The 14,239-nt window shown below is 29.3% G+C and carries 14 protein-coding genes; 9 read left to right on the top strand and 5 right to left on the bottom strand.

From position 1 onward, the window contains the following. Positions 1-695 precede the first annotated feature (695 nt). The 4 genes from DG508_RS10425 to DG508_RS10410 all read left to right on the top strand — a co-directional run bounded on the left by DG508_RS10425 (position 696) and on the right by DG508_RS10410 (position 4,772). On the top strand, positions 696-1,004 hold the full coding sequence (locus DG508_RS10425; protein WP_108868084.1) for a hypothetical protein: 309 nt from the start codon (positions 696-698) through the stop codon (positions 1,002-1,004). Between the two features lie 161 nt (positions 1,005-1,165). After that, on the top strand, positions 1,166-1,933 hold the full coding sequence (locus tag DG508_RS10420) for an ABC transporter ATP-binding protein (protein WP_328515274.1): 768 nt from the start codon (positions 1,166-1,168) through the stop codon (positions 1,931-1,933). Then, positions 1,930-3,336: a DUF3526 domain-containing protein gene (locus DG508_RS10415; RefSeq protein WP_108868083.1), complete on the top strand. Its 1,407-nt coding sequence runs from the start codon at positions 1,930-1,932 to the stop codon at positions 3,334-3,336. Before DG508_RS10420 ends, DG508_RS10415 begins: the two co-directional genes overlap by 4 nt. Before the next feature lie 2 nt (positions 3,337-3,338). After that, positions 3,339-4,772 (top strand): DUF3526 domain-containing protein, encoded by a 1,434-nt coding sequence (locus tag DG508_RS10410; protein WP_108868082.1) that lies wholly within the window; start codon positions 3,339-3,341, stop codon positions 4,770-4,772. Positions 4,773-4,954: 182 nt separating this feature from the next. On the opposite strand, the gene DG508_RS10405 is transcribed toward DG508_RS10410, so the two are convergent. After that, positions 4,955-6,169, bottom strand: coding sequence for a M949_RS01915 family surface polysaccharide biosynthesis protein (locus tag DG508_RS10405; RefSeq protein ID WP_108868081.1), 1,215 nt, complete (start codon positions 6,167-6,169; stop codon positions 4,955-4,957). A 632-nt stretch (positions 6,170-6,801) separates the two neighbouring features. On the opposite strand from DG508_RS10405, the gene DG508_RS10400 reads away from it, so the two are divergent. After that, positions 6,802-7,290 carry a hypothetical protein gene (locus DG508_RS10400; RefSeq protein WP_108868080.1) on the top strand — a complete coding sequence of 163 codons (489 nt, stop codon included), beginning with the start codon at positions 6,802-6,804 and terminating at the stop codon, positions 7,288-7,290. A gap of 264 nt (positions 7,291-7,554) precedes the next feature. Here DG508_RS10400 and DG508_RS10395 read toward each other — a convergent pair whose 3' ends face one another. Then, complete coding sequence (locus tag DG508_RS10395) at positions 7,555-7,893, bottom strand: winged helix-turn-helix transcriptional regulator (RefSeq protein WP_108868079.1); 339 nt, start codon at positions 7,891-7,893, stop codon at positions 7,555-7,557. Between the two features lie 356 nt (positions 7,894-8,249). Between DG508_RS10395 and DG508_RS10390 the strand changes: the two genes are divergently transcribed. The 3 genes from DG508_RS10390 (at position 8,250) to DG508_RS21375 (ending at position 10,371) form a co-directional block, all read left to right on the top strand. Beyond that, positions 8,250-8,750 carry a TlpA family protein disulfide reductase gene (locus tag DG508_RS10390; RefSeq protein ID WP_108868078.1) on the top strand — a complete coding sequence of 167 codons (501 nt, stop codon included), beginning with the start codon at positions 8,250-8,252 and terminating at the stop codon, positions 8,748-8,750. A 643-nt stretch (positions 8,751-9,393) separates the two neighbouring features. Further along, positions 9,394-10,107: a YARHG domain-containing protein gene (locus tag DG508_RS10380; protein ID WP_108868076.1), complete on the top strand. Its 714-nt coding sequence runs from the start codon at positions 9,394-9,396 to the stop codon at positions 10,105-10,107. A gap of 141 nt (positions 10,108-10,248) precedes the next feature. After that, entirely contained in the window at positions 10,249-10,371 is a 123-nt protein-coding gene (locus DG508_RS21375) for a hypothetical protein (protein WP_255412554.1), read from the top strand. Between the two features lie 86 nt (positions 10,372-10,457). On the opposite strand, the gene DG508_RS10375 is transcribed toward DG508_RS21375, so the two are convergent. The 3 genes from DG508_RS10375 to DG508_RS10365 form a co-directional block, all read right to left on the bottom strand. Continuing rightward, a complete protein-coding gene (locus DG508_RS10375; protein WP_234418216.1) occupies positions 10,458-11,456 on the bottom strand; it encodes an AraC family transcriptional regulator in 999 nt (332 codons plus the stop codon). Between the two features lie 134 nt (positions 11,457-11,590). After that, entirely contained in the window at positions 11,591-12,286 is a 696-nt protein-coding gene (locus tag DG508_RS10370) for a hypothetical protein (protein ID WP_108868074.1), read from the bottom strand. A gap of 304 nt (positions 12,287-12,590) precedes the next feature. After that, entirely contained in the window at positions 12,591-13,346 is a 756-nt protein-coding gene (locus DG508_RS10365) for a CPBP family intramembrane metalloprotease (protein ID WP_108868073.1), read from the bottom strand. A 244-nt stretch (positions 13,347-13,590) separates the two neighbouring features. Here DG508_RS10365 and DG508_RS10360 point away from each other — a divergent pair, with 244 nt between their 5' ends. Further along, on the top strand, positions 13,591-14,061 hold the full coding sequence (locus DG508_RS10360) for a hypothetical protein (protein WP_108868072.1): 471 nt from the start codon (positions 13,591-13,593) through the stop codon (positions 14,059-14,061). Positions 14,062-14,239: the final 178 nt, after the last annotated feature.

Below are 14,239 nucleotides of genomic sequence, written 5' to 3'. Positions count from 1 at the left end.
TAATAGGAGAATCGTCTTGTGGAAGATTTTCCTCAGGAGTACTTTCTGGTGAAACCACACTTTCGTCAAATGATTCTTTTTCACATGAAAGTAGGATAGCAATAATTGCAAGTAGAAATGGTAGTTTTTTGATCATCAGATTTAATTTTTTATTTGAAATCGAGGGCAAATGTATCTAAAAAAATGATATAAAACTTCACTTTTTACTTAGCCAATTATTTGATAGTTAAGTTTTTTCGAAAAATAAATTGAAGAGTTTTTAATAAGAATATGATAGAAGTTTGAATTGTGTAACACTATCAAGAAACAAGATAGATTTTGTTAGATATAAAATGATTTTATTGAGAAATTATGAATGTCTGAAAAATTGAAAAATTAACAATATTTTAATGAAAAGGGCTTATTTTAGGTTATTTTTATTGAATTGTTAATTAAATAGTATTAATTATGATAATTACTTAATATCTTAAAGAGTCTTAGTGCTGTTATTTTAACAAATATGAGATAATACATATAGATCGATAATTAATGACAAAAAATAAGAGATTTAATAGGATGATTTGGTAGGATTATACCGTCAATTTTTATGAAAAAAGAAAAACTAGTCACCTTTGAAAAGAGAATAGAAACGGTTGGCTAAAAATTAACAATATTTTTGGCTACCTATACCTAATTAATAATTTCTTTTGTAGAAGATGTATCTATATTCACAGAGAAATAAAATTAGTTTATTTTTTATTGCTATTTTTTTATTTATAAAGGTAGTAGATCTACATAGTTATACTCATGTTTTTGATGATGAAAAAACTTTTGTTGATTGTGATGTTTGCGATGTACTGTTATTAGATCATACTTTTCCAACGATACTTAAAAATGATACGCAGTTTGACTTTGATATTCATTTTTTTGATACAGAATTAAATACTATAATAAGATATACTGCACCATTTATAAAAATGGTGCATACTAGTTATAACCATAATAAGCCACCACCAGAGGTTTAATTTTTTGTAATATTCTAAATTTTTGATCTATTTCTATAACTAACCCAGTTAGAGCTTTTATCAAAGTTCTGGTAATAGATCAAAAATTTAGAATAAGGAAAAGTTTACAATTCAGTACAATTCTTAGGTACGTAGCATACATTTCTTAAACACATTTATTAATGATTAGTAATTGTTTGATCCAAACAAAAGCTAATGAATATATTTTATATATGATCACAACACGTAATTTGACAAAAAAATATGGCGATTTCATTGCTGTAAATAACCTGGATTTGGATGTTAAGGAAGGCGAAATATTATGCCTTTTAGGAGCCAATGGAGCAGGAAAGTCTACCACTATAAATCTTTTACTCAATTTTATTACACCTACTTCTGGAGAAGCATTGATCAATGGGATTGATGTAACTAAAGATCCGATAAAAACAAAATCGTTCTTGACGTACATACCAGAAAACTTAATGCTTTACCCAACACTTTCTGCTGTAGAAAATTTAGATTACTTTACAGGGATTAGTGGAAAAAAAATAAGTAAATCACAACTAGAAACATATCTTCTAGAAGCGGGGCTTCAAAAAGAAGCATTGCATAAACGTATTCATTCTTTCTCTAAAGGAATGCGACAAAAAGTAGGAATTGCACTAGCGATAGCAAAAGATACAAAAGTACTGTTGCTCGATGAACCAACTTCTGGTTTAGACCCTAAATCAAGTAATGAGTTTTCAGAATTACTAAAAGAAATGAGTAATAAAGGGGTTGCAATATTAATGGCTACGCATGATTTATTTAGAGCAAAAAGCATAGGAAGCCATATAGGAATAATGAAAGATGGGGTTTTAAAAAATAATTTTAAAACACAAGATATATCAATTCAAGGATTAGAAGAATTGTATTTGCAAACTATGAACTATAATGAAGTAGCATTATGATAGGCAAAATAATACGTAAAGAAAGTAAAGAAATAATACGAGACGATCGTTTTAAAATTTCTTTATTCATTGTAGTGTCGCTCCTTATTGTTGCGATTTTTGTAAGTAGTAATCAATACAAAAATACTAATATACAATATGAAGAAGCTAAAACCAAAGAGCGTGCTAATTGGGATTCTCAAGGAGAAAAAACACCACACTCTGCGGCTCATTACGGGACTTATGCTTTTAAACCTAAATATCCATTATCTCTTATAGATCAAGGGGTAGATAAGTATACAGGCGTTTCTGTTTTTCTAGAAGCACATAAGAGAAACGAAGCAGAATATAGTGCAGCGGCTGATCAAACAGGTTTATCTCGATTTGGAGAACTTACTCCAGATTTTGTGTTACTCTATATATTCCCATTGATCATTATTCTGATTAGCTATAATACATTTACCAAAGAAAAAGAAGGAGGAACAATAGCATTGCTTAAAAGTCAAGGTATTCGTAATTGGAAATTGACTCTAGGTAAATGGATTGCATCATTACTTCCTGTAGTAGTCCTAGCAACAATATTGTTTGGTATTGCAGGTATTCTATTATCTAATTTATCAGATTATGGAGAATTTAGTTGGATATCACTTTTTGCATTATACAGTGTGTTTATAGTATACTATATGGTGTTTACAAGCATTACTTTATTGATATCTTCTCTAGCAAAAAAATCAGGGATAGCATTGGTTATTTCTCTTACAGTTTGGTTTTTAGGGTGTTTTGCAGCACCAAAAATAGCTAGTAATTTGGCAGATCTCAAATATCCATACCCAACAAGGCAAGAGTTTACAGAAAATGTTGAATATGAAAAAAAGAAAGGACTTGATGGGCATAATCCATGGAGTGAAGAAGCAAAGCTATTAGAGAAAAAAGTTCTCAAAGAGTATGGAGTTGATAGTCTGCATCAATTACCTTTTAATTTTAGTGCATATAGAATGCAAAAAGGAGAAGAACATCAGGCAGAGATTTATAAAAAGCATTATGAGATACTAAAAGAACAGTTTAAAAATCAAAAAGGAATCTATCAATCAATAGCTGTTATTTCTCCATTTTTGCCTGTTAGGTTCCTATCTATGTCAATTGCTAATACAAATTACCAGACACATTGGGATTTTGCTGATGCAGCAGAAAACTATCGAATCGATACACAGTTATATTTGAATGATAATCATGCAAAAAACTCTAAATATCAAGATTGGGGGTATAAAGCAAACTCAGATACCTGGAAAAACTTACCAGCCTTTGAGTACTCTCCACCTATTTTGTCTGATGTTTTAAATGATAATACTTCTATTATTATAATGTTACTGTTCTGGCTTGGTATAAGCAGCGGAGCTTTATTTCTTTCAACCAAAAATCTTTAATTATGTTTTTATATAATTTTAAATATGAACTAAAGCTACTTATACGTAATAAGTGGATTCAAGTGCTATCTGTCATTATAATTATCAATATGCTATTTGCTGGATATAATGGGAAACAAAAAGTAGATAAAAGAAATGCAGATATAGAAAATATAACGAATAAGGTATCTCAAGAAGATCAATTGATGTTATTGCAATTAGATTCTATAAAGCAGGGACATACAGTGAATCTGAGTAAATGGAGGGTTCCTACAAGTCCTATGGCGGTTGGTAATTACCACCCCAGAGTTGCGGCCATGCAACCTCATGATATGGCTTTTGTAGCAATTGGACAAAGTGATTTGTTTACCCATTATACACGACCTAAGGTTGTTGATAATAGTTTGACAATCAAACACACAGAAATGACAAGCCCTGTGCAATTACTCTTTGGTAGTTTTGATTTGGCATTTGTTGTTATCTATTTGTTACCACTTATTATTATTGCATTTACGTATAATATCCTCTCGCAAGAAAAAGAATCAGGTTCTTTACGTTTATTAGCCTCACAACCTTTATCAATACGAAATTGGGTGTTGCAAAAAGTAATTCTACGTTTCTTTTGGTTAGTCTTGATTACTATATTGGTGCTAACTGTTGTATTTGTAATAAATGAGTTTTCTTTTTCAGAAAACCTAGGTGCTTTTGTGTCTTGTATAATTTTGGTAGTTGCTTATATGATGTTTTGGTTTGCATTGGCATTTGCAATTAATTTATTTGGGAAAAGTTCTGCCAAAAATGCTATGAGCTTATTAGGGCTTTGGATTGTTTTTGTATTATTGATTCCTGCAATTATGGGACAATTAAGTTCTTCTTTTTACCCAATTCCGTCTAGAACAAAAATGCTTAATGAGATGAGAGCACTAAAAGCAGAAACAACCAAGAAGCAGGATAAAATTTTAGACAACTTCCTTAGAGACCACCCAGAGTATGCCTCAAAAGATGACCAAGGTAAAACCAGCTTCTGGCATCGTTATATGGCCTCACAGAGAATTATTAATGATGAACTCTCATTATTACAAGATAAGTATGATGGCCAATTGAGAAAACAACATGAATTGATTCAGCAGTTTCAATATACTTCACCTGCAATTATAGTACAACAAAGTCTTAATGCAATGGCAGGAACATCTTCTACTAATTATGAGGATTATAGAAATCAAGTAGCTTCTTTTGCTCAGCAGTGGCAAGATTTTTTTATACCACTACTGTATAAGAATAAAGAATTTACAAAAGAGCAGTATGCCGATTTTCCAAAATTTACATATCAATCAGAAGCAGAAGTTACCATCACTACCAAGATCGCAGTACTGGTGTTGTTCACGCTACTCATTACAATGATAGGGTGGGGAGCTTTTAGATTAAACGCAAAGAAAGGACTCGTTATATTAAGTTGATTAAACACAGTCTTTTTAATACGTCATTAGAAAGTTAAATTAGTATAAAGCCTCGAATATTCGGGGCTTTATATATTTATAAATAAAACACGACCGTAGCCCTACTATGCTTGAATTTTCTTTTTCATATAAGTCAAAAATCCATCATTTTTCTTATGAGTAAATTTAAATCAGAACAGGTATTACTCACCCCATTTATGTAGTATATTTTCATCCCACATAGAGATGCCAAAATCTCTAAAAACTTTAGGTCCCTCAATAAAAGAGGTATCAAATTTATATTTACCACCATAAGATGAGTCACTGGTAGTCATCACCTTGTTATATCCTCTCATAGCAAATTTATGCTTGCCTTCATACATGATTATTTTCATTTGCGAGGGGCTTACATCACCATGGCATACCTTTTTATACATGAGCCATATTTCTTTTACTCCGTTATTATCAAGATCGGTTACATGCAATGTGTTTTTTATAAAACTAGCAACTATCTCTACAGGGCAGTCAGTAATAAAATCATAGACTTTCCAGATTCGTTTTTGTACATTGTTTTTTTTGATATAATGATACGCAAACAATTCTGCATCTGCACCTTGATTCTCTTCATGAGAAAATTTTGAATTACTATAAATTCCTGTTTCACTAGTAAGAACAAAATGTTCACCATGCGCATCTTTCCAGCTGATTACATTTTTTGCATTCCCCTCATAAGAAATAAATGTAGGAATCTCAATAAAAGGAACTTTATCAAATGCGATATCACTTTGATGTGGTTTGATATATATATTATACTCTTTGCCCTCATTAGCTGCCCAGATTGTTTGTTTCTTATACTTATGGTATAATGTACTACATTTATCAGAATAGATATAAAAAGAGTTTTCGCTAAAGGTTTTTAGATTGGTTTTAGGCAATTTCATCTTAGTATATATCGTTGGGATATGTATCAAAGAATCTTTTTCTAGATCAAAATATTTCCAATTCCCTATGTATTTATTGGTTAGTAGATTGACACTGGATTCACCACTGCCATCATTTGCAACATCTCCAAACTCATATCTACTCATACCAATGAGATTTATATTTTTTGTTGTAGGATTAAACCTGAATTGTGCTTTGTAGCCCGCTCTCATCCAATTCATATTGTACTGAAATCCATTTTTTGTCTCAGAGATATAAGAGTTGTCTGCGATAGACTCTATCCTTTTACTGGCAATAGGAATGTATTTTTGGGTAGATAGCTTGCAGACAATAGATGAATTTTGAGGATTAATATAAATACTATCCTTGATCTCATCCTTGTCTAAATCTTTGGTGATATAATTTTGTGAGTATGTATTCAATACAAGACTTAATAAGACGAGTACTAGCGTATTAGTTTTATTAGTGTGAATCATTGTGGGGTAGGTATTCAATTTGTTCTAGATTAATAACATCACTAGTTTTATAATTACCATCAATACAATAAAAGTAATAAATAAATAATAGTTTGTTTTTAGCTATTCAAAAAGCAAATTTACAGCTTTACTTTATACCTTTTTTCTTCTATATAATTAATCAAAGGCGTTTTTATTCACAAAGCTTTACGATCCCTATACTGGCAAGAGGTTATCATGTAACTTACAATAACAAAGTGTTGAAAAATACCGAATGTCTAATACAGAATATCGAATATTCTAACAACTCATACATGTAAAATCGCAAAATTCTAAATGTAAAATGATAAAGTAAAAAAGAATAGCGAATACCCAATAATTGACTATAGATCAAGTCTAGAATGACAAACAAATAATAATTTTATTTTATAGAGAAAGCTTTGTTCTCCTAGCGCAGGCTGATAGCCAAGGAGTATCGAAGTTCAGAAACCAAGCAACCAACAGTACTTATTTAATATTAATTTACAAATGATAAAAAACAGTAGTATTTTTATTCCACATATATAATAGGGTAGGAGGGAATCTTATTCTAAATAATTAAGAAATATGGTTACTTTGGTAACCATATTCAAACCGTTAAGTTTTATTTAAAAATGAAAACTCTATTATACACATTAACATTTTATATGTTTTCTATAATATCAATTAATGCACAGAGCAAAATTAATACTATTAAAATATATGCAATTAGAGATACAATAGCTTATGACACAATATACCCTCCTGAAATTCATTGGTCATTTTATAAACTAGATATGAAAAATCAAACTATTCAATATAAATCATTTAAAACATTTTTTAAAGGAGACCCTGCTCCAGACTTAACTAATCTATCAACCTTATTTGAAGAAAAAAAAAGATATTGGTTTAAAATAATAAATAACAATAAGATAAAGGTGCCTAGAATAAAACCCACACGCAGAAAAAGAGCTTGGTTCGATTTTGCTACTCCTGGTAGAAGTGGAGGTAGACGTTCAAGAATATTTTTTATAAATAGAGATACATTCAAAGAAAAAAAGAATAACCAAGAGTACGTTCTCGACAAAGAATTAACAAAACGAATTAATTTAATAAATATATAGTAGATCATTTTACAGTAAATCTACTCACTACCAGCTTATAAATATAAAATCGCAAAATTCTAAATGTAAAATGATAAAGTAAAAAAATACTGAATATCGAAGGTTTATAATCAAGAACGACGCTAAAGCTGAGTTTACTTTGATGTTACCTTTATAATGACAGCTCCCCCATGATACGTTCTTTAAGAAAATAAAGAAACTTAAAAAACGATATAGAGAATTTTATTGCGGTAAATTCAAAGTATAACTGGTATAAGTCTTTAATTAAGGTATTGTAATATTTCTTTGCTCCATTAGGTTTTTAGCCCAACTTCTTAGTTGTTCTATAAAAGGAATTAATTCCTTTCCAGTAGTAGTCAATGCATACTCGACTTTTGGGGGTACTTCTAAATATACTTTTCTTGAAACCAACTCATCGGCTTCTAGCTCTCGCAATGTTTGGGTTAACATTTTTGGAGTAACACCTACAATCGCTCGTTTTAATTCTCCATATCTTAAAACATCATCTCTAAGCACCCATAATATACGTCCTTTATATTTACCCCCAACTCTTTTAAAAGCATAATCGACAATGCAATGAACGACTTCTTTATTGTTTTTCAATTTTATAAAAATTTAAATTGCTGAAAATCAGTATTAGTATACTATTGGTATCTAGTGTACTTAATAGTACGTACTTGCAATAAATATATCAAATCCTTTCCTTTATACAAAACAAATTTATAAAGCAAATTATAAGACTATAATTTAGTCCTCAAAAATGGGGGTAAACACATTGATTACAAAAAGAAATAATTCCAAATAATTAGAAGGTAATAGTTTTTGCTTTGAATAGTATATTTAATTAAAAAAGATGAAAATTGGTAAAAAAGGAAGCTTTTTAATAGGCTTATTAACAGGGTTTTTAGGGTTACTTTTAGTGCTACTAATACTAGTATTAATATTTGAATAAGATTATTATGATTAAGAAATCGTTTTGGAAAGGATTTACATTGGGTTGCATTATTTTAATTGCAACAGCAACACTTGTTTATAGTAAGTTTATCGTATCACCAGATATATCATTAAATCAGCTAGAAGTGCTAGATTTAAAAGGAAACAATATAGAGCTAAGTGAATATCAAGGAAAACCTCTTGTTGTTAATTATTGGGCAACTTGGTGTGCTCCTTGCCTTAAAGAGTTTCCATACTTTGAAGAAGTAAAACAGCGTTTTGGGGATGATGTAAATTTTGTAATGATTTCTGATGAAACAATAGATAAAATCACATATTTCTCTAATTCTAAGCCTTATAGTTTTAATTTTTTGAAGAGCTCTAAAAAACTATCTGAATATGGACTTAATGAAATTACAGCTTTGCCAACGACTTATTTTTATGACGCTCAGGGAAATTTAATTGTAAAGCACACAAGTAATTTAAATGTTGAGAGTCTTGCAGAATTAATTAAGAGAATAAAATAATGAAAGGGGAATACCAACTTATAAATAAAAAAATCTGAATGAAATCTAAAACACTGAAAATAACATTGATTTCAATTATAATTGGACTTTATTTGGCTTTTAATTTCAGATATTTCTCTGGTATGAATCCTTTAATTGGTATTATTCTGAAAATATTTATTCTAACGCTTTTAATTTTTTCTATGATCCTTATTTTGAAAGAACCAAATCGAAAACAAAAACTAATTCAATGCACAATTTTAATTACTTGTATCGGAATAGGATTATTTGGTAATTATATTATGGACAACAACGAAAATGACAATTCCCTAAGAACTTACCTGTATGATAAAGTGGAATGAAATTTATTGAAAAAAGCACTTATGATAACATCAGTAACTGTTGCACAACAATTACATTATATATAAAATCATAGCAATTTAGTACTAGGTCAAAAGGTCATTTCCTTTTTTTAACCCCCATTTGTTTGCCTCATTAGTTGGAAGAAAAAAATCCTTAATTTTGAAAAAAACAAACTAAATAGAACACGTCGTAGATTCAATTGATCAATTTTTCTGCTTTCCCTTTAACTGCACAAAATATTTTATCAATAACAGTTAATACAGATTTTACAAAGGCGTTGGTTAAGAATTAAAGAAAAGATATGAGAATAAGTACAATCATGCTGATTATGTTTTTGTCAATATCAACAGCCAAAGCACAACTTTTTGGAACTCAAGATATGATAGAAGAAAAAAATATATCATTAAGAACTTGGGAGGAAGAAAATATTAATAATTATTCTGGCACATATTCTTTTGGAGAATCAGAAGCAGAGTCGTCCTTACATGTATCAATTGCTGGTGGTATTATTTGTGCTCAATTAGAAAAAGGAGATTGGGAGATTAAAAATTTAGAGATGGTTGGTTGGCATTTATCATACGAAAATTTCACGAATGTAAAAATAAAAGGAAATCAGTTTTATTCTGATCAATCTAATGGAGAATTTGTGACTTTTGAATTTTCTAATAAGAAATATAAAGGATTAAAATTAGATAACCCACCAGTTCAAATAGGAAATGACGGGGACTATGAAATTGGAGCCTACTCCAAGGCTAATCAAATAGGTAAATACTTTAATACTAAAACCGAGATTATAAGTTTTGATTACTTAAATGTAATGAATGTAGAAGAACTTAAAATTATGCGTAATGAAATATATGCAAGATATCATTATATGTTTAAAACAGAGAAAATGTCAGGTTATTTCAATAAACAAGAATGGTATACAGGATATCACCAAAATGTAGATTCATTTTTGACGCAAATAGAAAAGCAAAATATAATAAGAATAAGAAATGTTGAAAAAAGTAAATAGCAAAAGCAATGATTGATACAGGCTTTGATTATGAATTAAAAATCCAATACCCTGAGAGAACAACTTTATCATATAAAAACTGAGGATAATGAATCTATTGCTCTTTGGAAACTAAATTCTGAAAAAAAACATTAGGGGTGGATGATTACTCATGTAAAATTGATCAAAAAAAACAAAGCCATCTTTTTTTATCAAGGAAAGGAACATGAAGGTAGAATGGGAGTTATTATGGAGAAGTCAAGTTGGAAGTTTGATGAAAGATAAATGTTGTACAGCACAAAATAAAGCACATGAAAACGATAGTTTATTCAATCCGTTGGTTCTAGTTATTTATTTAACTTTTAATTTTATTACAACTTTTCACTAAAATAAATAGAGGGAGAAACGCCCATTAGTTTTTTAAATGATTTATTGAATGTAGTTTTAGAATTAAACCCTGCCTCTTGAGCAAGTCCAAAAAAAGTAAGTTGTTTAGCTTTATCTGATTTAGCCAAGAGGATAAACTCTTTTATGCGATAATAATTCACATATTCAAAAAAGTTCATTCCAATATTTTCATTAAGTAATCGTGCAAGTTCTGGGTTATTTACTCCCAACATTTGAGCTAACTCTGCTTTAAATAACTTATTATTTAAGTAAGGTTTTTTATTAATCATAATTTGGTCGAGCTTCTTTCTTAAACCCTCCAAATCTTCTAGACTTAATTTTGATTGCGTATATTTTTTAAATTCAATTTCTGGTAAAACCCTCATGACATTTGGAGAAATCATCCCGTAGTAAGTAATAAAGAGAATGATAAATGCTAGAAAAACCCATATAAATGGACGAATAGAACGTTCTATATCTTGAAATCCCAAAAGGCTAATAAAATAAATAACAATCCAAAACAATAAACTACAGGTTATTACTCTTAAAAAATTTACGATAAACTGAAGGTGCAATTCATACGATATCTCATTTTTTATTTCTTTAGAAAATGTATTCAAAACACTCCAACTCATTATTAAGTATATGCTGTTTACCATTAAGCCAAACCCAAGACAAATATGTATAACTCGAAATAGTTCACCCGTTTTAACCCTCTCACGTATAACAGCATCTGCAGGGATCATAAAATAAACAACTATAAATGTGGAGTATAGTAGGGCAGGAACATAATGAATCAAATCTTTATTTGAATACTTCTTTTTCAAGAGAACATAACAGGTAAACAAATAAACTGTTGGCCCAAATAAGAGTACTGAAAATTCTGAAAAACAAATAAGCCTGAAATTACTATTCCAAAACCCAGCACTGTGCAACGTTCTACCCAATAAACCTATTGAAATTGTAATTATTAAAAAAGCCATGTATCCATTTATATGCCTTCTCTTTTTTGGTGAAAAAAGATAGACTAATAATAGAATGATACTTTGAAAAAAACCAAAATAAATAAGCTGATTGAGTAGTTCTTGCATATGTAATTGCTTAATATTTATATAACTTAATCAATTTTAAATTGATGTACATTTTTTAGATCATCATAACTAGTCATTGAGTGCGCTACAGCAAATGCTTCAAAAACAGATTGATTTTTCCATTCAATTATATAAAATTTATCTGGATTATAAACATACCCAGTTGGTGAATTTCCTTTATTTAATTGTAAGACAATTTTGCCACCAGCTTTTTTAATTTTTTCTTCCCAATTAGAAACGAATTTATTGAACTCGTTAGAATTATCTTTCCAAAAAGAGGTGACTACATTGTATTTCTTTTTATTTATAGAGAAACTTACATCTTTTTGCATTTCATAATAAGTAAGATCAAAATAAGGAAACAGTTCTCTACGTTGTTTATGAAAATCGGGTACTCTTTTAGAAATATTGGCTAAAAACGCTTCTCTTTTTTGTTTGTTTTCCCATTTTCCAAATATTAAGTTAGAAGGAAGATGAGTACCCAGTGTGAGTTTTGAGATTCTAAAACCATTTTGCGGTCGATACGAATATTCATAACCCACTGGATAAATTGTCTTTTTATATGTATCAAATTTCTCTTTTGAATCTGATACCATTGTTAATAGCATAACATCCAAGATTTCTCCTTTTTTATAACTATAGGAAGTAACTTCTTTACTTTGTGCGTTAGAATTAAAAAAGGTCAAAGAAAAAAATACGAGCGCAAATGTTCTTAATGTCATAATTATTTTTTTGTATTTATAACCACAAAACAATACTATTCGATTTAGTCATACAAAATAATAGGGGGGTGATGAGTTCGTATACCGTATTTGTACCTAAATAAAGAAGAAAGTACTACACGTTTTGTCAATAACTAATACTCAATACTAACCATACAATATTTATTAATTTTTATGAGGGGTTCTCTACAAAGCGTGTGATAAAAAATAATAGTATTTTTATTCTAAATATATTAAGAAGTATAGTTGCTATGGTAGCTATACTTTATTGTTAGCCAACAGTAACGACAATTAGCCTAGTTAGTTAAATTAAATCTGTGGATAGCAAAAAAGACAAGCTAAATCCTATTAAGTTATTTGACATATGTAAAAGTAGTGGATAACGAAATCCAAAAGACACTCTAATATACCCGTAAATTATGGCACTCATTAATTGTGGCAAAGTTAGAATGGGAAGCAAGAGAATATTAGTTAAACTTAACTCGTATTTCGAATAATGTAACCAAGCAAAAACCAAACAAGAGATGTAATAAATACTTCGAAAGTGCTGAGCCCAAAATTTACTTAATGATTTTTTGAAGGATTTAATATTGATGATAGGATAAAAAATTAATCCTAATGAAATTGAAATAACTACTCTCATTATAAAACTTTCATCTACAGCACTAAGTTTAGTATGAAATACAAGTTTGGTTAAAATATAATAGCAAAGTACACTTGACGTCAAAGCCAAATAAAAAGGTTTGAATTTTAGCGAAAGTCTAAAAAGAGTTTCTTCAAGAAACGGCAGAATTACTACTCCTACTAATAAAAGTATCATTGGAGTAAAACGTTCAGACATATTTCCCTTTTGTATGTTTTCTGGATCATATACAACTGCAAAAAACAAAACAACAGGAATCAAGAAAAGCGTTTTTAAAATCAGTAAACCAATAGTGTCATAATTTTTTTGCTTAGTTGATTTTGTACGGTTTTTCTCGTTTTTAGGATTTTTAATGAAGTTGAGAATTTCTTTAAATAAAGAGACGTAATATTTAGGTTTGATTAGTGGGTAATTCATGTCTTTTTGTTTAACCTGAAGACGATAGAAGTAATTATTTGTTACAAGAATAAACGTTGGCTGACCCCGTATAAAATTAATTGCTAGCACAAGCCTACTTACGAAATTCCTCGTGGACTTTCTATCTGTGATTTATTTGCTAAATTAGATGCTTAAACCACGCAACTAATCTTATACAATCACGTTATCTTTTATTACAATTGATACTAAAAAAGTAAATCATAACTTAACCTAAAAATATTGAATGAAAAAAATTATACTTTCTCTTTTGACTTTATTAGGAATAAATATTGGAGTAAAAGCTCAAATTGATAAACTTGAAACTGGATTAACCAAAACGTTGGAATTAACAGCTCACAGGTTTGAAAAGACAAATAATGCTTTCTTAATAAATCTAATCAAAGATAATACTGTTATTATGCAGATAGTTCACGGAGCATTAGTTGAAAAAACAGCTAAACCAGGAAATCCATTTAATTTCTCATTCAACTTGACTTTTGATAATGAAAAAACTAATGAGAACGCTTTCAAAAACCTTGAATTATCAAAGAATTTCGAATACTATGAGTGGGATGGAATTCCTTGTTATGCTCTAAATGTTGGAAATAACAAACCAGAAGCAAAAAAAATAGCTTTAGAAATACTGAATAAAGTTTATGGATATGACTCTGATGAGTTGTTTAAATTTGAATTATTTGACCAAGGACGATTGTAAAAAAACAAAGGCAATAACACTGCATATAGCAAATAAGGCGTTCGGTAGTTTAAGAAAATTCAATACTATTTAACAATACCGCAAATCTTTTGATTTGGCTTTAGAACAAAAAAGATAAAACAAAATAAAAATTTTTGGCTCAGTGCTTAATCAAAAGATTATTACTTTTAATCCCCGT

The organism is Aquimarina aquimarini (assembly GCF_900299535.1).
GTDB classification, from domain to species: domain Bacteria; phylum Bacteroidota; class Bacteroidia; order Flavobacteriales; family Flavobacteriaceae; genus Aquimarina; species Aquimarina aquimarini.
This window is presented reverse-complemented; position numbering and strand designations above follow the sequence as displayed.